Genomic DNA, 18,715 nt, shown 5'->3' with positions numbered 1-18,715 from the left:
GGCAAGGAGCCTTGTTATGGAACAAGTGACAACGCAATACAGCATTAAGGTCGTGAAGTACTTCATCATTGCATCCTTAGTGTGGGCGATTGTAGGTATGATCATCGGCGTGATTCTCGCCGCGCAATTATATTGGCCAGTCTTAAACTTTGATTCTCAGTATTTCCAATTTGGTCGACTGCGTCCGCTACATACCTCTGGAGTAATTTACGGCTTCGTCGTGAATATCTTGATGGGGACGTCTTTGTACATTGCCCAGCGAACAGGCCATTGTGACTTGTTCAACAAAAGCCTTTCATGGATGGTATTTTGGGGCTGGCAATTCATCCTGTTACTTGCGGTCATTTCCTTACCCGCAGGCCACACGACCTCAAAAGAGTATGCGGAGCTTGAATGGCCAATCGACTTGATGATTGTGTTGGTTTGGGTGCTGTACGCGGTGTTGTTCTTTGGCACCCTTGCTAAACGAAAGGTCAGCCATATCTTTGTGGCTAACTGGTTCTTTGCTGCATTCATTATCGTCGTTGCAATGATTTTCATCGTGAACAACCTCGCGATGCCTGTGTTGGCGATGAAGTCCTACTCTGTGTTTGCAGGCGCTCAAGATGCGATTGTTCAATGGTGGTGGGGACATAATGCCGTCGGTTTCTTGCTGACCGCTGGTGTGATTGGTATGAACTACTATTTCATACCCAAAGCGGCGGATCGACCTATCTACTCGTACCGTTTGTCTGTGATCCATTTCTGGGGCTTGGTCGGCTTTTACACGTGGGCCGGAACGCACCATTTGGTTTATTCTTCTGTTCCCATCTGGATTCAGAACATCGGCATCGTTATGTCTTTGATCCTGTGGCTCCCTTCTTGGGCAGGCGCGTTCAATAGCGCAATGACCCTCCTACAAAATAAAGAAAAGCTGAAGTCCGACTACATTCTTTTATTCTTTTTCTCAGCGATTCTTTACTACTGCTTGGCAACATTCGAAGGTCCGCTACTCGCTATTCGCTGGTTCAACATGGTGGCACACAACACCGAATGGATCATCGGGCACGTACATTCCGCGGCTCTCGGATGGGTTGGGATGTCAGGGATAGCGGTTTTTTACTACTTCATTCCACGCTTATGGGGCCAAACCGATCTATGGTCACGACGACTGATTAAATGGCACTTTTGGCTTGCTCATGCTGGCGTCGCCATCTATGCAATAGCACTTTGGATCGCAGGCATCGGCGAGGGATATATGTGGCTCGCTCAAAATGAAAATGGCGAACTGATTTACAGTTTTGTAGAAGCTATGGACTTTAAAGCACCTTGGCTATTCATGCGTTTCTTTGGTGGCGCGCTGTTTGTACTTGGATTGTTCTTAATGGCTTTCAACTTGTACAAAACGGTTCGTATGCCCGTAACAAATGATGCTAAACACACTGTTAATGAAGGAGCTTAAATGATGAGTAAAGACTTTACACATTCAATCGTCATTTTAATTTTGACCACTGTTGTCGTGGCCTCCTTCTCTTTATTGGTCTGGGTAGTGCCAAGCATTGTCCGTGGCGATGATATTGCCAAAGGCAGCTTAGCGATGCCTCTCACACCGATTGAGTTAGCAGGCCGAGACATATACATCAGTGAAGGCTGCCATGTTTGTCACACACAAATGGTTCGCCCTCTAGAGCCAGAAGTGAAGCGTAATGGTCGCCCGAACCAAGAAGCAGACGATATCTATGAGTTTCCTAACTTGTGGGGCTCTAAACGTACTGGTCCTGACCTCACTAACTTAGGTAGAAAGTATTCTGACCAATGGCATGCTATTCACTTAATTGACCCTCGAAAAGTCGTACCGACCTCGATCATGCCCTCTTACCCGTGGCTATTTGAGCAGACTCTGACTGGCGATGATATTAGCGCCAAAATGGAAGTGTTACGTACCTTAGGTGTGCCTTATACCGATAAAGAAATTGGTGATGCCCGTTTGCAAGTTAGAGGCAAAACCAAAGGTGAAGCTCTGATTCGCTATTTACAAAGCCTGGGTAAAGATACGTCACAGGAGGTATTACAATGAGCACATTCTGGAATCTATGGGCGGTACTCTTAACCTTAATATTCTTTGTTCTGATGGTGTCTGTTGTCGTTAAATACTGGCGTAGCAATCACAAGGCCGATCACGACCACACCATTGGCACCTTTGATGGTATTGAAGAGAAAGATGCGCCTCCACCTAAGCTGTTATTTATCAGTTATGCAGTGGCATTTCTTTTGTCTGCGGGTTATTTGGTGCTCTACCCCGGGCTTGGAGAATGGGAAGGCTTAGTCGATTGGGAACAAAGCGACGATAAGCTCAGTTCACCATCCACCACTCTCAATGAGCAATTTGCACAAACCAGCGAAACCACGTTAGAGGGATTAGCTGCTGTCCCAGAGATCGTGAACAGCGGTAGGATTCTATTCCAAACTCACTGTGCCGCTTGTCACCGAGATAATGCACAAGGTCAGAAACACTTCCCTAATCTTATCGACCAAGAATGGTTATACGGCGGCAGTGATGAAGCTGTGATCCATTCGATTGCCAAAGGGCGAAATGGAGCGATGCCGGGTTGGAGTGAAATCATGCGCCCAGACGAGGTGGCAAAAGTCTCCTACTATCTAGCCTCCCTCAACCAACGTCATACCGATGTGCCGGAGATTAAAGTCGAGCTCGGTAAAACCTTGTTCGTCCAATACTGTTCGTCTTGTCATGCCGATGGTGCTGTCGCTAACCCAGCGATTGGCGTACCTGATCTTTCCGATGATATCTGGCTTCACGGAGGGAGTATTGAAGAGATTCAGCACACCATCAATTACGGTTTGAACAACCTAATGCCTGCGTTTGATGAGCAGCTCAGTGAGAACGAGATACTCGCGCTTGGGGCTTATATCCGACACGCTGGTGACGTAGAGCAACAACGGCTCGCGAGTTTGAAAGCATCATCTGTTGAGCGCGGAGAATATCTCGCTTATGCCGGTGACTGTGTGGCTTGTCATAGTGCAGAAGGTGGCGAACCCTTTGCTGGCGGCCTACCCTTTGTCACCCCCTTCGGCACCGTGTATTCAACCAACATAACGCCACACACTACCGAAGGTATTGGGACTTATGACTTCGATGATTTCCGAGCGGCGTTAGTCGCAGGTAAAGGCAAGAATGGTTACCTGTACCCTGCAATGCCTTACACCTCCTATCAATACCTCACCGACCAAGACATGGTGGATTTATGGGAATACATGCAGTCAATCACCGCCGTGCCGCGACGCAATGATGACAACAGCATGATGTTTCCATCCAATATTCGCTTAGGTTTGCTTGGCTGGAACATCGTATTCATGGATACCGACCCTATTGATTATGAAGTGCCAGAGGAACTCAAAGGAGAAATTGAGAATGTCGATAAGTGGCAACAAGGCAAATATTGGGTCGCAGGACTTGGTCACTGTTCGGAGTGCCATACACCTCGAAATATTGCCCAAGCACTGATACCAGAACGTATTTTCCAAGGTAACTTGATCGACGGTTGGAACGCGCCTGATATTACAGCCAATGAGCTCTATATCGATGGTTGGGATGAAGCAACACTCACAGACTTTTTACACACAGGACATTCAGACAAAGGCACCGCTTTTGCGGGTATGGCTGATGTAGTGAAAAACAGCCTAAGCTTGATGACGCGTGAAGATATTGAGTCGATGTCCTATTACCTACTCAGTGGGGACATCAACAACACCATTGCCAGTGATGCCGTTCAGTTACAGCCTAAAGGGTTTGATGAAGCTGCGTATGCCAGTGAAATCTACACCACGTATCGTCAAACCTGTGGGGCCTGTCATGGTGACGATGGTAAAGGTCGCGATCCAATCGCCCCTACTCTGTTGAACAACGGTATTATCATGCACAGCGACCCATTCAATACCATTGCGGTAACGGTGCGCGGCTTGCAACCCACCTATCTCGACAAAGACAGAAATTTCATGCCAATGGCAAGTTTTGAGGATGTACTGTCGGATCAACGCTTAGCTGAGTTAATCACGTTTGTGCGTTTAAACCTTGGCGACAGAAATGAACCGGTCACGGCTGAGCATGTTCGAGAGGTAAGAGAAACACTTGAAGCAGCAGGCTATGCAGGTGGATTACACACCACACCTGAAATGTACGAAAATCGAGATAAGAACATTAACATACGATAGGCGCTGTAGCTGTGCGTAGCCGATTGGCTCAATAAACAGCGAACAGCACGTAACTTTTATCTTTGCTAACAAGCCAAAAGGAGACCACTGTGTCTCCTTTTCTTTTGCCCAAACCCGAGTTCCGACACTTTGCCGTACAACACAATTGTAACTAACTGATTACACAATTAAGCAGAGCTGCACATAATGCGATCAATCTCGCAGAACAAAGATGATACCAAGTGCATAATATGCAAAATTTTCTAAAGATGTACTAAGGACAGTTATGGATACAACTACACTCATCTACGATACGTTGGAAGGCCTATCGAGCGCAAAGCCACAGCAACACGCTCAAATCCGCCAAAATCTATATAACCAATTAGATTTATCATTTGAGAAGCAGTTGGCTTTGTATTCATCAGTTCTTGGTCCAGCAAGTGCTGGTAGATTGACCGATTTGGATAGTGCAGTGATGTCTGCACGCAAGATTGTTGGCTTAGAAAACAGCTAAGCAACCTTTAACCTATCTCAACTTTAACGCTGCCATTGTGCAGCGTTTTTTTATGGACGCTATTTACGATAAGTAAGGTTGGTTACAATAAATGCTGTTAGTTGCGATAAATACGGTTAGTTGCGATAAACGCGGTTAAGAAGATAAGTGCAGTTAGGTCTGTTTTTCAAGTTACACGCATTCTCATTTGGTTAATCTTATGTTCCATTTTTAACAGGTGTGTAACCACAATAATGGCGCTAATGTTAGTAGCACGTTAACCACACATCGGATGGAAGAATCATGAGAGTACTTATTGAATATACACAAACAGGCAAATACCGTGATCATGCGTGGGAAGCATTAACGATTCGTTCAAAAGGCGAAATTCAAGCTGTAACTCCCTCTTATGCGGCTCAGCTTATCGAACAGAACCGCGCCAGCTTATTGACCACTGAAAATCAAGATATCGTCATCCAACCTTAATGGCTTCAAGGGCTACCCCTCCTAGTTCCTTAAATCGAATAGTTCGATGACATAAAAAAACGCTGCATGGGTGCAGCGTTTTCTTGTTTCTGGCGTATCGTATTTCTAACGTAGATAGTTTCTAAAGTAGAAAGCTTCTAACGCATCTTGTTTCTAGTGCAAATAGCTTGATTACTTTGGCAGATTTTCTAACGCTTCAACCATCGTCATCAATTTATCGACAATCCTTTCGCCGTCTACTCGCAAGCCATTGTGTTCATATTCATTGGTGATCCACGCTTTCGAGTTAGGAATGTTCGCCAATGTTTCACGGCTGTAATCCAACTCAACGTACATGTCATCGGCGTAAACGGCACACGCCATTGGCACTGTATTCTTGCTCAACTGCTCTGCGTTGTACAAAGTGCCCCAGTCCGACTTTTCAGCCAACATGTTCGCGGCTTCACGCAGTGGCTTCAGCGTTTCAAGTTGGTCGAACATCCATGGGTACACCATTTCACCAGTAAACCAGAACTCACTGCCCGATTGGTAGTTGAAGTGTGGGTACTGCTCACGAACACGATGTGCAGACCAGTTAGACGCTGTACCTTGACAGTAAATCGATTCATGCAAGATTGCGTAAATTGGGTTAGTTAAGTAACCCTGCTCTTGCTGCATTTGATTTAGGAAGCTGTAGCTCAGCTGTCTGTTACCGTTCACTTCAACAAACGCACTCTCCAGTGTGAAATACATTGGAAGGTTTGCTTCGCCGCCACCAAGATTAATACCTATTAGCTGGAACTGTTCAACTGTGAACACCTGACCGTTTGGCAGTCTCACATCGTTGTTGAGCAGGTAATCAGAGATCTCGCGACACATAGCTTGTGCTTGTGGGAACTGAGCAAAGAAAGCTCTGTTTTTGTCTTCTACACGCTTGTAAGTCGCACGATAAACATCGTCAGCTTCTCGTTCAATAGAAGGAATGCCGCCCGTCACATAACAACGCTGCAAGCTCTGTGGGAACAGTGACAAATAGCTCAGTGTACAGAAGCCACCAAAGCTTTGACCAATCGTCGACCATTGCTTAATACCAAACTGTTCACGAATCGCTTCAGCGTCACGAACGATGTTATCCGCTCTGAAATGCGTTAAGTATTCGACTTGTTGTTCTGGAGACAAATGCGCCAAAGTTTCATGGCTGATAACCGTGCTGTTGCCAGTACCACGTTGGTCTAGAAGCAGAACACGGTAGTTTTGTAATGCACGCTTTAGCCAACCCGATTGACCACTCACCCGTGGAGAAGGAAAACCTGGGCCGCCTTGAAAGTAGATCAACCACGGCAGCTCTTGCTCATCTTTAGCGAGATCAACCAGCTCACGTGCGAAGACTTGGATCTGTTGTCCATCTTTGGCTTGATAATCAAGTGGCAACTCGAAAGAGTGCTGACGGTACAGGGTGGTTCCATCAATAAAGTTAGCTTGCACGCTTCATTCCTTTTTATCTGATTCTAAAGTCATTGGTACGAATAAAAATGGCACCCTTTGGCACCGTAGTTAGCAAGATACGCATACTAGCTTGTAAATGAAACCGTTTGTTGAACCTGAATGTGAAGGTACTTCATTAAATCGCCAAATTAACTTTATACGCGTAACAACTTGTGTCAAAACAGAGAGTTTAAGATGTGATCTATTGAGAAGAAGAACAAAAGTGGGACACAAATAAAAAGAGCTTAACGAGGTGAGGATACGTTAAGCTCTTTGGTTTTATCTGTTGTAAATGAGGTTTTTAGGTTGAACAAGCTCAGGCTTTATAGGTTTAGTTTCTATAAGCCAAAGATCTATAAACTGAGCTTCTGTAACTTATAGCTCTATAAAACAAAGCTAAGAAGCCTCGAGCTCACCTGCACCTTGAATTGAACGTTGGCTGTTTTCAACAAGGATAGCCGTCGCCGTTTCTTTCAACGCGCCCCACTCTCCATCGTCAACTTCAATGCCCTCGTTCCACGCCTTCTCTTGAGTTTTAAAAAGCGCTTCCGATTCAATGTGTGTTTGGTAGCCATCTGACAAACGTTCGATATCGAAATCCTGGACGGAAAGCTCGATGGTCATATTGTGGATATGATCGTCCGATGCCAGAGGCAAATCTGATAAAAACAGTTCTGGTGCAACGCAACCACGGTTAAGCACATACAAGGTGCTCTTAGGATTTGAGCCATTATCCCAACGTGCGGTACATGCGATGCCTTTCGCTGCCAGTTTTACAAGCTCACTGTACGCTAACCAACGGTTATGACAGTTGTTTAGCTCGATTTTCAGCGTCTTTTTACCGACCATTTTTTCAATGGCGTAATCCATCACCACAGGAAGATGACACGCTAAGCTCGCCTTGTGCAGGTCCACTTCAACTGTGTTGTCGCTTGTCACTTGGATGTCTACAGGGCAATCGTCTTCTAGCCCCATAAAGTTGCTCGCATTGTTAAAATGACGAACACCATCCAAGCCAACCATTTGTAAATCTGCCACCATGTTCGCTATCACATCGGCTTCACCACATGTACGACGCATACCCAGAAAGGCTTTATTAACGGCCGCTACCAGTTCATTGTGAGAAACGATCATAACGATTTACCTCCATGTTGGCCGTTGATATGTGTAGGAACTTTATTTGAGTCAGCGATCTCCGCTTCACTTGGTAAGATTGGGAACACCCATTCGTCCTGATGAATTTCATCAAGCAACGGTGCGCCTTGGAAGAAGGTCACGCGAACCCAACGATCTGAGCGAGGATCAAACTTAGTCGCTCCAAACATCGCTAGCTTACAACGCAGCAAATGCATTGGTGGCGAGTCTTGGTGCAGCACGTTCATTTGAATGTCGCCCATCGCCTTGTTACCTAACGTCCACACACGGCGCGCAATGGCACGATGCTGCGGTTGTTTAACAAGGAATTCAGCCAATGAAAGCTCTGGCGCGAATTGCAATAAAGCATGGTACAGACGGTAAGCTTGACGGCCGATATCCAACGGCAGTTCGCGCTCTTCGCCGAGTTCCTCGCCTCGAACACCGAGCCTTGGCTCTTCTTTGTCCTGAGAGCGATACCAGAACCAGTAGTTATTTTCTGCTTTCGTAAAGTCAGTCGTGATCGCCCAACGGTACTTTTCTTCTAACACAACCAATAGGTCTTGGATCTTTTTGCCACTAGGAAGCGAGAGTGTTTCGCTACAATTCATTTGCTCTTGATGGGCGTCCACTAATTCTGGGTACAATTCCATCAAGCATGAGATAAGGATTTCTTGGGCTTCCATACTCATGTGCTTAGATTGTTCAACTAACTGCGCCCATGTATCGCAATGGTTTACAGAAGCTTCTAGTGACTGTTCTGCGTGTTTCAACTCATCAACAGCGGTTTTGTTCAACTCTTGCTGATTTTCATTGATGGTAACAACTTGTTCTAAATGACAAATCGCTTTTTTAACTAATGTACGTAGTGGCTCAATCAACTCCGTATCCGTGTGACTAACTAACACGTCAGCTAATGCATGCTCACGTGTTGTCATCCACTGATCGACAATACTCGGGTGGTTAATAAGGTATGGCGCCATGCCTAAACCAGTCGCATTACCAACACCAAGGTAACGCTGTAATCCTCTATGCAAGGTAATCGCTTGTTCACCGCCCTGTTGCTCGGCTAGGTAATGAACCCAATCTAGGCTGAACTCACGCAGCATATAAACCGCACACATTTGCGCACTAAACGACTGATTAAAATCTGGATTCTTTTCCAAGATTTTAAAGTCAGCAATACCAAACTTACCATTACCATAAACCGCTGTGGTTCGTAGGATGTAGCCAACTTCCGCTAGCTCTTTTGGCGTTGGTTGAACACCTTTAGCCAAGTGACTAACAATATGTTCAAACACTCGTACACTTTTGTTGGCACGCGCTAAAACAAGCACATTGTTAGGGTTACGGCCTGCTTCTTGTAGCGGTACATTCGCACGAAGTCTCTCAAGTAGGGTGACATCAACATCACCAAGAACCAGAGCAAACGTTACGTCCCACTTTTCAGCAATTACACGGTCATTTCGTTCGTCGTCTGCAATCTCATCGCAGAAAACAACCAAATGATAAACATGATTTGGCGTCGCAAGCTTATAGATAACATGACCAAAGCCCTGAGCGTCTAATTGCCATTCATGTTTGGTCACTTTCCATTCTTGCTGCGCCATTTTACGAATCAGAGTTCTAACGAAGCTGATACGTGTTTGGTGCATTGCACCTAGCCTTTCCGGTGCCATGACGACAGTCGCGTCACGTAGTGCTGATTCAGTGTAGGTAGAACGATGTGCATCCATTTTGCTCACCACCTTATAGTTATAGGATTTTGCTAGCCATTCAGAACCGATCGTTGCTGTCTTTTGAAGCATATATAGCGACAGTATGTTGGTTAGCTTTCACGTTTTTAATCGTTATTGATATTATCGAGGCAAGCGAACTCGCCACTTATTATTTGTCCTGACTAGATCGATTGACCTAAATACGTGCCGCCCGGTGTATCTTCACCAGTACGGTTTTTATCTTCCTTCCGGAATCTTGTATCAGCCTTCTTTCAAAGGCTCACACCTTGTTTATCTTCAGTTTTTAGAGAGCTTTATCTCTACATTTTCTTCTTTATACCGGCATTGATGTTTTATAAGCCTTGATCTTTCGCCATCTTGATTGCGATTTGAGGCGCATTCCAAAGTGATGGCAACAAGATTAAGGACACCGGTACCGCGGTGATAACAATGAAGGATTGCAGCGCTGAAATACCGCCAGAGCCTAGGGAAATCAGAATTAACGCTGTTACCCCCATCATCACACCCCAGAAGGTACGAATAATTGCATTCGGTTCTGTCTCACCACTGATCACCACACTGATGGTGTAAGTCATTGAGTCACCGGTCGTTACGATGAAGATCGTGGTTAAGATCAAGAACAGAATTGAGATAAGCATTGGCATTGGTAGCTGCTGAGTTACCGCCAGTAGCGCACCTGGTAAGTTAAAACCTTCAAACGCCTTACTTACGCTGCCTGGGTCTGCAATTTCAAACGCAAGGCCAGAACCGCCAACAATGGTGAACCAGAAACATGTTACGAACGGTGCAATAAGACTGATGGTTGATACCAATTGGCGAATACTACGACCGCGTGAAATACGTGCGATGAAGATTGCCATCATTGGGCCGTAACCTAAGAACCAACCCCAGAAGAATACTGTCCACCAGCTCAACCAACCTTCGTCACCACGGTATGTTGCCATTGGGATGAAGTTGTCTATCATGCTGCCTACACCTTGGATGTAGCCATTGAAAATGAAGTTTGTTGGGCCGAAGATCAGAATGTAGACCATCAATGACATTGCTAAAATTACGTTGTAACGGCTTAGCATTTGCATTCCGCGGTTAAGACCACTTAATGCCGACAATGTGTATAGAACGATAGCGAACAGGATGATGATAAGCTGCGTCGTGAAGCCATCAGGAATATCAAACAGTGCGTTCAGTGCGTAGCTCACTTGCAAGCCTAAGAAGCCGATAGGACCAATGGTGCCCGCCGCTACTGCGACAATACAACATGCATCAATCAATGCGCCGGTGTGACCTTTCAATGCTCGCTCGCCTAAAACTGGGTAAAGCAAAATACGAGGTTTAAGCGGTAAGCCTTTGTCGTAGTGAAGGTGCATCACCACAATAGACGTTAAGCTACCGACAATGGCCCATGCTAGAAAACCCCAGTGCATGAAGGATTGCGATAAAGCATTCACCGCGCCTTGCTGTGCGTTTTCTTGTGCGCCGTACAATGGTGGTGGGCTAACGTAGTGAGCGATAGGCTCTGCTGCTGCCCAAAATACACCGCCACCTGCCAGTAGCGTACAGAAGATGATCGCCATCCAACGGAAGCCGTCCATTTCAGGTTTAGCGATGCCGCCTAGGATAACCTTGCCTGTTCGCCCTGCCGCCAGGCCAAGACCAATAAGAAAAGTCAGAAGAAGAAGCATTTGCCAGTAAGGACCGAATACTTTTACAGACCATGCAAAGCCCGTATTTACTAGGCTTGATAACAGCTCGCCATCAAATAGAGCAAGTGCCACGAACAGAGCGATAAAACCGCCGCTGTACCAAAGTGCTGGGTTGGATAGGCCTAATTTGTCTGACGTAGACTCAGACTCGTTTGTGTTGCTTTTTGCATTAATTGTTGTGTGTGCTTGACCCGCATTTAAGCTTGAAGATTTCACGCTATTGGTTAAATCAGACATACTCTGACTCCAGAGGTTTCTTTGCAGCTGTCATTTGAATGATGACTACAAGGGTGTATTTAACACCTGCCCTATTGTTTTTTGTGTTGGGCAGGCTAATCCATGTTTGGGTTACCGCGTTGCGAAATAGACCGTTGTTCCTTTTGAATAGTGAAATTGGTTTAAGCAGCACTTGCTTATTGAACGTTTGTTAGAAGGCTGCTAATTCGATGATGGCTCGCGAGAAACCGTTAACCCTTGGTTTGAGGCTCTAGGCCATCTTTCAAGAAGTTAAACCAGTTTTCTCCCAAGACTTGCCCAGCTTCAGACTCGCTGAAACCATGACGCATCAATCCGTTATATATGTTTTCCATACCCGCACTACCACAGAACCAAGGCAACGCATCTGGCCAACCTGAGTTGTTCGCAGAGCCTTCGCCGTAGTCCATTGCTTTAGACCAACGACCATTTCTCATCCATTCAAGAACGGCTTGAGGTTGGTTTAAGCATAGGTCACTGCCAATACCGAGGTGCTCTACGCCGACCATGTCAGCCGTAGTCGCAACCATCTGGCAGAAATCTTCCAAGGTACATTGGCTGCCGTTTGGTAGGTGGAATGGGTACAAGCTGAATCCGATTAAGCCGCCGCGTGCGGTTAGAGCTTTAATTACATCGTTTGATTTATTTCGTAGTGCATCATGAGCAAACGTCGGGTTCGCATGGCTGATACAAATAGGACGAGAAGACAAGTCGATAGCTTCAAGTGTTGAGCGCTCTGCACTGTGAGACATATCTATGATCATGCCCACTCGGTTCATCTCTTCGATGGCTTGTTTACCAAAGCGAGTAATACCTGTGTCGTTCTTCTCGTAGCAACCCGTCGCCAATAAGCTCTGGTTGTTGTACGTCAGTTGCATGATCAAAAGACCTTGCTTACGCATCACTTCGATAAGACCGATCTCATCGTCGATTGGAGAACAGTTTTGAGCACCAAGGAAAATGCCGACTTTGCCAGTCGCTTTTGCAGTCTCGACATCAGCCATTGAGTGAATCGGCATGATAAGGTCTGCGTTCTGCTCGAATCTTAAATTCCATTCTGCAAAGCGAGATAAGGTTTCACGAGCCGTCTCGTGGTAAACCGCGGTAGCGTGAACTGCTGTAATGCCGCTCGCCTTTAGTGTTTGGAAATATTCTCTGTTCCAATTGCAGTATTGCAATCCATCTATAACAATCCGTTGCTGGTACATAACCACTCCTATTGAAAGCTCAGTGTTCTAGCTCGGTTTTGAAAACACGCTCAAATAACATGTTTTCAAAAATGGGTTAAATCACTTGTCTAAGTTCGTTTGCTGCTTTGGTTTGAATGTTGGCCTGACTCTGTGAATCAGGCCAATTCGATAGCTGGATAGCTAGGAAGTTAATTCAGCTATCCAATTCTTATTTAGAAAGTGGATTAGTAAGGACGTTGGTAAGCCGTCTTAACCACTGTGTAGAACTCTTTCGCGTATTGACCTTGCTCACGAGGACCGAAGCTAGACTCTTTACGACCACCAAACGGTACGTGGTAATCCGTGCCTGCTGTTGGTAGGTTGACCATCACACAACCGGTCTGCGCTTGTTGCTTGAACATTGCGCTAGTACGTAGGCTCTGAGTAATGATGCCGCCTGTTAGACCGAAGCGAGTGTCGTTGGTTGTCGCAATCGCTTCTTCTAGGTCAGCGACACGAATCACACTTGCCATTGGTGCGAACACTTCTTCTTGGTTCACTTCCCAATCGTTCTTAGTGTTCAAGAACAGCGTTGGAGACATGTAGAAACCTTCGTGCTTCATACTCAAGCGTTCGCCACCAAATGCCAGCTCACCGCCGCTTTGACGTGCTTTCTCAACCCAACCTAGGTTTGCTTCAAGTTGGTTGCCATCAACGACAGGGCCCATGAACACACCCTCTTCCAGTGCGTGACCCACTTTCAGCTCGCTCATACGTTTAATCAGTGCTTCAACGTATTGGTCGTGAATGCTATCCATAACCACAAGGCGAGAAGACGCGGTACATTTTTGGCCTGCGCCAGAGAAAGAACCTGCAATCGTTGCATCAACCGCAGTTTGGATATCAGCATCGTCAGCAATAACAAGTGCGTTCTTACTGCCCATTTCTAGTTGGCATCGAACGAAGTTTGGCGCTGTAGCCGCTGCCACTTTACGACCCGTATCAACAGAACCGGTAAAGCTCACACCGTTCACTTCTTTAGAGTTGATCAGTGCATCACCTACTGTTGAACCGCTACCCAGTACAAGGTTAAACGTACCTGCAGGGATACCTTGGCGGTGGATGATCTCTGTAAGCGCGACCGCACTTGCTGGTGTTAGGTTTGCTGGTTTCCAAATAACGCTGTTACCGAAAGCCAATGCTGGAGCAATTTTCCAAGCTGCTGTTGCTGTCGGGAAGTTCCAAGGAGAGATAATGCCGATAACGCCCACCGCTTCGCGAGTCACTTCAACAGAAACACCCGGGCGTACAGAATCTGCGTTGTCACCAATTTGGCGAAGCACTTCAGCCGCAAAGTATTGGAAGAACTGACCTGCACGGTAAATCTCACCGCGACCTTCAGCAAAAGGCTTACCTTCTTCACGAGATAGCAAAGTGCCCAGCTCATCACAACGGGCAATCAGCTCATCACCAATCGCTTGAAGCACCGCTTGCTTGCGTTCAATCGGCGTTTTTTCCCACTCTGGTTGAGCGTGTTTCGCCGCTGAAATCGCTTGTTGAACTTGTTCAGCACTTGCTTGTGCAAAGTTGCCAATATTTTCAGAAATATCTGATGGGTTAATGTTCGCTACGGTGCTTACACCCGCTTGCCATTCGCCGCCAATGTAAAGTGCGTTTTCTGCTTGAACATTCTGTAAGTGAGTCATCATTCTGTCCTTGTAACGTTAGGTTGCGGTTGAGTCTGGCAACCATCGGATTAATTAATAAATTGTTAATTCATATAGAGAATAAGTATTAATTTTGTATCTAGACGTAAAACTATTCGCTTGTATTAGTAAAGATCTGCGTAGACAAACAGCTTTGATTGGCAAATTGCCTCAGTTCACAGTCCATTTATTCAGGTTGAGACGCCGATGCATAAACCACGAACTCAACCAACATCTCTTCTCTAGCTAGCCCTGCAACAACGACTGCTGCACGATTTGGATAAGGTGCGTTGAAGTATTCTCCGTATACGCTGTTTACCGTTTTCAGGTATTCACGGTCAGTCACGTAAATCAGAACCTGCAGCACAGAATCCATCGATTCACCTGCACACTCTAAGGTATGAACAAGGTTGTTAAAAGTCTGACGCGTTTGCGCTTCAATACCGCCTTCTACTACTGCGCCCGTTTCATCGATTGGAATCTGCGCAGTGTATAGAGTGCCGTTATTAACGATTGCCCACTCTAGTGGTGCTTTTGAAGCGAAAAGAGCGGTTTTTACTGGGTGTTTTTTAGTTTGTGCGTTCACGATTCCATCCAACTTTGTAACAACTATGTTTCAAGATGGTTAAATACTGCACCTTGACGCCTGATAAATCTAACGGTAAATTTTGTGCATTTGATAAATAAAATCTATCACCTTTCAAAAAGTAAGGTATAGCAAGGGCTAGAGAAGGATCGGAGTCATGAGTATTAAGCTACAACAGTTAAAACATTTTGTTTTAGTGGTCGAAGAAGGTGGATTTCGTGCCGCCTCTCACCGAGCAAATCGATCTCAAGCGGCACTGTCTACTTCAATAAAAGAGCTTGAGAAAATACTTGGTCAGCCACTGTTTGAAACAGGCAACAAATCTACGCTTACACCTTTTGGTGAAATATGCCTACCGAAAATCATTCAATTCTTGAATGTTTACAAAGCATTAGACAACGACTTACGTGCAGCGGCGGCTGGGCAACAAGGAAGAGTTCGAATAGCGAGCGTGCCTTCGGTGGCAGCCAAATTGATCCCTAGCGTGTTAGGGGCGTTTTGTGAGCAATACCCGAATGTAGAAGTGAGTTTGATTGATGATAATGCGGCAGGTGTAGAAGCACGATTACTCTCTGGAGAAGTAGATGTCGCCCTAGGCAACACCTCCCATTTAGAAGAAGAGAGTATCGACTTCACCCCACTTCTTTCCGATCCTATCGGTGTGGTCTGCTTAAAGGACAACCCTATCGCCGCTCAACCTGAAGGGATCGAATGGCAAACTCTGTTAAAACAGCCCTTCATTCGTAACGGTACTTGCACCCTACTCGATCCAACACCTGCACGTATGCTCAGCGAACAAGCCCTATATTCCGTAGAAAACATTACTTCTCTGTTTTCTGTATTGGAATTAGGCATTGGGGTAACCACGCTGCCTAAGCTTGCTTTTCCAACCAATGAAACGCGTTTAGTGTGGATTCCTTTGATCGACCCGCCGTTACAGAGACAAATTGGAATATTCCGACTGTCTGACCGTACTATCTCACCCCAAGCGCAAGCTTTTCATGACTTGTGTATTCAATATCTGAGCTATGAAGCTTCATAAACAAGGTTTAGCAAATGGCAGTGCTGCACTGCCATTTGTTGCTTTAAAATACGCTTTATCTGGCCGCATCAACCACTATCAACAAGCTCTTAAGTGGAGTTTGAACTTCATAAAAACGGCTTTAACACTCTCAATTCTTCTTCTCACCTTCCAATATAACCGGCCATAAATACCTCGATGAGTAACAAAAATGCGGATAACCATTGATGTGACACAGTTTTTCCACGCTTCATGAGTAATAGATAAAAAATATATATTCCCGCGTTAATAAACGCACGCTGCTCGCTATAAATAACCAAATAGTGATGAATTAACACATCTAGAGTCCGACTCTAACTCTGATGAAAAGTTAATTTAAGTGCCTGAAAAATATAAATTGATTGCCGTCAAAACACTTGGCTTGACCCTGATTTATTCGAGCAGTTATCAATACTTCAAGTTATCAGTAAATCATCTGAAATATTCATGATTATAGTGACAGAATTATTACTTTCATAAATGGAAAACACCCATTTCAAAAATGGAATTATTGATGTCGATATTTGTCGTTTTGATCACATAATTTTAGGCGTAGTTTATATTTTGTCGAAACGAGAGCGAATTAGTTTATATCGTTCTATTTCGTCAGGAGATATAAAACCAGCAAGATTATCTCTTTGTTAACAAGCAAAGTTTTATTAACAAGTAAATGCGAGTAGCAAGACATATTCAAACTGTGTTTTATATGAGCTTACACTGTTAAATATAAGGTTTTATTATGAGGCTTAATGGGATAAGTGGTGACATTCTTGTTGCTGCTAAAAGAGTTGTTCTCTGCCAAGTAGTATTAGCCGTCGGTGTAGTTTTATATGAAGTGTTTTTTGGTAATAAAGTAGATATGGAATCGTCGGCTTTGGGTATCGTTATTGCGATGCTACCTCCGCTGTTTGGTTTTATATATGCAAGCCTAAAGGTGCACAAGAATCCTAATTATAGTTTACGTGACTTAATGCAAATGAGTCGTGTCGTGAAAATAACTTATACGTTCTTAATGTTTATCTTGGCGTTCCAGTTTTTCAAATTGGATAACCCAGTAATATTGTACGCATATATTCTCACTATGGTTGGGTACTTCTTAACACCATTTATTACTGCCTCTACAAGATCGGAGTACGTGTAGTATGGATCAAGTAACTACCGCTCACGAATACATAGAGCATCACTTAACCTTCTTAACTACAGGTGATGGTTTCTGGGCGTTCAACATCGACTCGATGTTGGTATCTTGGATTACGGGTTTACTGTTTATTGGAGCGTTTCGATACGTAGTGACCAAAGGCACCAGCGGTGTTCCAGGTCGATTTCAATGTTTTATCGAACTGATATTTGATTTTGTAAACAACCTAGTAAAAGAGATTTTTCAAGCGGAGGATAAATTAATAGGGCCACTGGCATTAACCACTTTTGTTTGGGTGTTGTTAATGAACGCGGTCGATTTATTACCAATAGATTTCATACCAGCATTAAGTCGTGCAATGGGTCTAGAACACTTTAGAGATCTACCAACGGCGGACGTAAATATACCAATGTCGATGGCACTCGGTGTATTTATCTTACTGTTGACTTATACATTTAAAAATAAAGGATTGAAAGGCTTTATCAAAGAGCTTACTACGCAGCCATTTGATAACCCTCTTTTATACCCTGTTAACTTAGTTCTTGAATTAATAACATTAATTTCAAAACCTATATCACTAGGCTTACGATTATTTGGAAACATGTATGCAGGTGAGATGATATTTATTCTGATCGCATTAATGCCATGGTGGATGCAATGGGCACTGAGTGTTCCTTGGGCACTATTCCACATATTAATCGTATTCTTGCAAGCATTTATATTTATGGTACTGACCGTTGTTTATTTAGGTATGGCAACAGAAGAACACCACTAATTAATAACTAAAAAATTTAACTAACAAATTATTTATCGGAGATACAAATGGATATCGTAAGCGCAGTTTTATATGTAGCAGGTGCATTACTGATCGGTTTAGGTGCAGCAGGTGCAGCATCTGGTATTGGTAACTTAGCAGGTAAATACCTTGAAGGTGTTGCGCGTCAACCAGACCTTACTCCAATGCTTCGTACTCAATTCTTCATCATGATGGGTCTTGTGGATGCAGTACCGATGATCGGTGTTGGTATCGGTCTATACATCATCTTCGCCGTGGCTTAATCAAACCGCTTTGAAAGATCGATTTGTAAATAATCAAGATTTAGTGAGGAAGGTATGAACTTAAATGCAAGCATGTTTGGACAAGCAATCTCATTCGTGATTTTTGTTTGGCTCTGCATGAAATATGTATGGCCCCCTCTCACCGCGATGTTAGACGAGCGCCAAAAAGAAATCGCTGATGGTTTACGCCACTCAGAGAACGCTGCGAAAGAGCTAGAACTAGCAAAATCAAATGGCGCGCAACTCATCGAAGATGCAAGAAAAGATGTGACTGAACTGGTTGAACAGGGCCGAAAACGCCGCAATGAAATCATCAGCTTAGCGCAACAAGAAGCCGAGCAAGAAAAGGCACGCATCTTAGAACAAGGTAGAGCTGAGCTAGAAGGCGAACGCCAAAAGATACGCCGTGAACTTCAGGCAGATATGGCAGACGCAGTAATTCAAAGTGCACAGAAACTGATTAGCAAAAACCTAGATTCCGCAACGAACCGAGCGCTAGTTGACCAAATGATTAGCGAACTCTAAGGAGAGGCAA

Annotated in this window: 17 protein-coding genes; 10 read left to right on the top strand and 7 right to left on the bottom strand. The window is 44.7% G+C overall.

Annotated elements, in window-relative coordinates; genetic code table 11:
• Positions 1-16: 16 nt before the first annotated feature.
• The 5 genes from ccoN to AB4482_RS05530 all read left to right on the top strand — a co-directional run bounded on the left by ccoN (position 17) and on the right by AB4482_RS05530 (position 5,167).
• The gene (gene ccoN / locus AB4482_RS05550) at positions 17-1,441 is read left to right on the top strand and encodes a cytochrome-c oxidase, cbb3-type subunit I (protein WP_017069846.1); all 1,425 of its coding nucleotides are present in this window, start codon (positions 17-19) and stop codon (positions 1,439-1,441) included.
• On the top strand, positions 1,442-2,056 hold the full coding sequence (locus AB4482_RS05545) for a cbb3-type cytochrome c oxidase subunit II (RefSeq protein WP_372175109.1): 615 nt from the start codon (positions 1,442-1,444) through the stop codon (positions 2,054-2,056).
• A complete protein-coding gene (locus tag AB4482_RS05540) occupies positions 2,053-4,209 on the top strand; it encodes a cytochrome c (RefSeq protein ID WP_102393760.1) in 2,157 nt (718 codons plus the stop codon). Before AB4482_RS05545 ends, AB4482_RS05540 begins: the two co-directional genes overlap by 4 nt.
• A 265-nt stretch (positions 4,210-4,474) precedes the next feature.
• The gene (locus AB4482_RS05535) at positions 4,475-4,702 is read left to right on the top strand and encodes a PAS factor family protein (RefSeq protein ID WP_004730426.1); all 228 of its coding nucleotides are present in this window, start codon (positions 4,475-4,477) and stop codon (positions 4,700-4,702) included.
• Positions 4,703-4,984: 282 nt separating this feature from the next.
• Positions 4,985-5,167, top strand: a complete 183-nt coding sequence (locus tag AB4482_RS05530) for a hypothetical protein (RefSeq protein WP_372131852.1) — start codon at positions 4,985-4,987, stop codon at positions 5,165-5,167.
• A gap of 171 nt (positions 5,168-5,338) precedes the next feature.
• Here the strand turns inward: AB4482_RS05530 and AB4482_RS05525 are convergent, their stop codons facing one another.
• The 7 genes from AB4482_RS05525 to AB4482_RS05495 form a co-directional block, all read right to left on the bottom strand.
• Positions 5,339-6,631 carry an alpha/beta fold hydrolase gene (locus tag AB4482_RS05525; RefSeq protein ID WP_017064721.1) on the bottom strand — a complete coding sequence of 431 codons (1,293 nt, stop codon included), beginning with the start codon at positions 6,629-6,631 and terminating at the stop codon, positions 5,339-5,341.
• Between the two features lie 396 nt (positions 6,632-7,027).
• Positions 7,028-7,765 (bottom strand): DUF3726 domain-containing protein, encoded by a 738-nt coding sequence (locus AB4482_RS05520; RefSeq protein WP_017064722.1) that lies wholly within the window; start codon positions 7,763-7,765, stop codon positions 7,028-7,030.
• Positions 7,762-9,573, bottom strand: coding sequence for a hypothetical protein (locus AB4482_RS05515; protein ID WP_372175108.1), 1,812 nt, complete (start codon positions 9,571-9,573; stop codon positions 7,762-7,764). The genes AB4482_RS05520 and AB4482_RS05515 overlap by 4 nt, the downstream gene beginning before the upstream one ends.
• A gap of 263 nt (positions 9,574-9,836) precedes the next feature.
• Positions 9,837-11,444, bottom strand: coding sequence for a BCCT family transporter (locus tag AB4482_RS05510; protein ID WP_372073224.1), 1,608 nt, complete (start codon positions 11,442-11,444; stop codon positions 9,837-9,839).
• A gap of 230 nt (positions 11,445-11,674) precedes the next feature.
• Positions 11,675-12,670: a membrane dipeptidase gene (locus AB4482_RS05505; RefSeq protein ID WP_017060833.1), complete on the bottom strand. Its 996-nt coding sequence runs from the start codon at positions 12,668-12,670 to the stop codon at positions 11,675-11,677.
• Between the two features lie 206 nt (positions 12,671-12,876).
• Positions 12,877-14,337: an aldehyde dehydrogenase family protein gene (locus tag AB4482_RS05500; protein WP_017060834.1), complete on the bottom strand. Its 1,461-nt coding sequence runs from the start codon at positions 14,335-14,337 to the stop codon at positions 12,877-12,879.
• A gap of 187 nt (positions 14,338-14,524) precedes the next feature.
• Positions 14,525-14,923: a RidA family protein gene (locus AB4482_RS05495; protein ID WP_004741170.1), complete on the bottom strand. Its 399-nt coding sequence runs from the start codon at positions 14,921-14,923 to the stop codon at positions 14,525-14,527.
• A gap of 157 nt (positions 14,924-15,080) precedes the next feature.
• Here AB4482_RS05495 and AB4482_RS05490 point away from each other — a divergent pair, with 157 nt between their 5' ends.
• The 5 genes from AB4482_RS05490 to AB4482_RS05470 all read left to right on the top strand — a co-directional run bounded on the left by AB4482_RS05490 (position 15,081) and on the right by AB4482_RS05470 (position 18,705).
• Positions 15,081-15,965 (top strand): LysR family transcriptional regulator, encoded by an 885-nt coding sequence (locus tag AB4482_RS05490; protein WP_105058091.1) that lies wholly within the window; start codon positions 15,081-15,083, stop codon positions 15,963-15,965.
• 757 nt (positions 15,966-16,722) lie between these two features.
• Positions 16,723-17,124: an ATP synthase subunit I gene (locus AB4482_RS05485; protein ID WP_372073222.1), complete on the top strand. Its 402-nt coding sequence runs from the start codon at positions 16,723-16,725 to the stop codon at positions 17,122-17,124.
• A gap of 1 nt (position 17,125) precedes the next feature.
• Positions 17,126-17,896: a F0F1 ATP synthase subunit A gene (gene atpB / locus AB4482_RS05480; protein ID WP_017060838.1), complete on the top strand. Its 771-nt coding sequence runs from the start codon at positions 17,126-17,128 to the stop codon at positions 17,894-17,896.
• Positions 17,897-17,943: 47 nt separating this feature from the next.
• Positions 17,944-18,180, top strand: a complete 237-nt coding sequence (atpE, locus tag AB4482_RS05475) for a F0F1 ATP synthase subunit C (RefSeq protein WP_004730405.1) — start codon at positions 17,944-17,946, stop codon at positions 18,178-18,180.
• A 54-nt stretch (positions 18,181-18,234) separates the two neighbouring features.
• Positions 18,235-18,705, top strand: a complete 471-nt coding sequence (locus tag AB4482_RS05470) for a F0F1 ATP synthase subunit B (protein WP_017060839.1) — start codon at positions 18,235-18,237, stop codon at positions 18,703-18,705.
• Positions 18,706-18,715 lie beyond the last annotated feature (10 nt).

The organism is Vibrio sp. 10N.222.55.C7 (genome assembly GCF_041473335.1).
Classification (GTDB): domain Bacteria; phylum Pseudomonadota; class Gammaproteobacteria; order Enterobacterales; family Vibrionaceae; genus Vibrio; species Vibrio crassostreae_C.
The sequence above is the reverse complement of the archived record's forward strand: the minus strand, read 5'-3'. Positions and strand labels throughout refer to the sequence as shown.

What these genes read in the sequence shown, in the direction of transcription:
- ccoN (WP_017069846.1), top strand. Translation starts at nt 17, where the DNA reads ATGGAACAAGTGACAACGCAATACAGCATTAAGGTCGTGAAGTACTTC.
- AB4482_RS05545 (WP_372175109.1), top strand. Translation starts at nt 1,442, where the DNA reads ATGATGAGTAAAGACTTTACACATTCAATCGTCATTTTAATTTTGACC.
- AB4482_RS05540 (WP_102393760.1), top strand. Translation starts at nt 2,053, where the DNA reads ATGAGCACATTCTGGAATCTATGGGCGGTACTCTTAACCTTAATATTC.
- AB4482_RS05535 (WP_004730426.1), top strand. Translation starts at nt 4,475, where the DNA reads ATGGATACAACTACACTCATCTACGATACGTTGGAAGGCCTATCGAGC.
- AB4482_RS05530 (WP_372131852.1), top strand. Translation starts at nt 4,985, where the DNA reads ATGAGAGTACTTATTGAATATACACAAACAGGCAAATACCGTGATCAT.
- AB4482_RS05520 (WP_017064722.1), bottom strand. Translation starts at nt 7,765, where the DNA reads ATGATCGTTTCTCACAATGAACTGGTAGCGGCCGTTAATAAAGCCTTT.
- AB4482_RS05515 (WP_372175108.1), bottom strand. Translation starts at nt 9,573, where the DNA reads ATGCTTCAAAAGACAGCAACGATCGGTTCTGAATGGCTAGCAAAATCC.
- AB4482_RS05510 (WP_372073224.1), bottom strand. Translation starts at nt 11,444, where the DNA reads ATGTCTGATTTAACCAATAGCGTGAAATCTTCAAGCTTAAATGCGGGT.
- AB4482_RS05505 (WP_017060833.1), bottom strand. Translation starts at nt 12,670, where the DNA reads ATGTACCAGCAACGGATTGTTATAGATGGATTGCAATACTGCAATTGG.
- AB4482_RS05500 (WP_017060834.1), bottom strand. Translation starts at nt 14,337, where the DNA reads ATGACTCACTTACAGAATGTTCAAGCAGAAAACGCACTTTACATTGGC.
- AB4482_RS05490 (WP_105058091.1), top strand. Translation starts at nt 15,081, where the DNA reads ATGAGTATTAAGCTACAACAGTTAAAACATTTTGTTTTAGTGGTCGAA.
- AB4482_RS05485 (WP_372073222.1), top strand. Translation starts at nt 16,723, where the DNA reads ATGAGGCTTAATGGGATAAGTGGTGACATTCTTGTTGCTGCTAAAAGA.
- atpB (WP_017060838.1), top strand. Translation starts at nt 17,126, where the DNA reads ATGGATCAAGTAACTACCGCTCACGAATACATAGAGCATCACTTAACC.
- atpE (WP_004730405.1), top strand. Translation starts at nt 17,944, where the DNA reads ATGGATATCGTAAGCGCAGTTTTATATGTAGCAGGTGCATTACTGATC.
- AB4482_RS05470 (WP_017060839.1), top strand. Translation starts at nt 18,235, where the DNA reads ATGAACTTAAATGCAAGCATGTTTGGACAAGCAATCTCATTCGTGATT.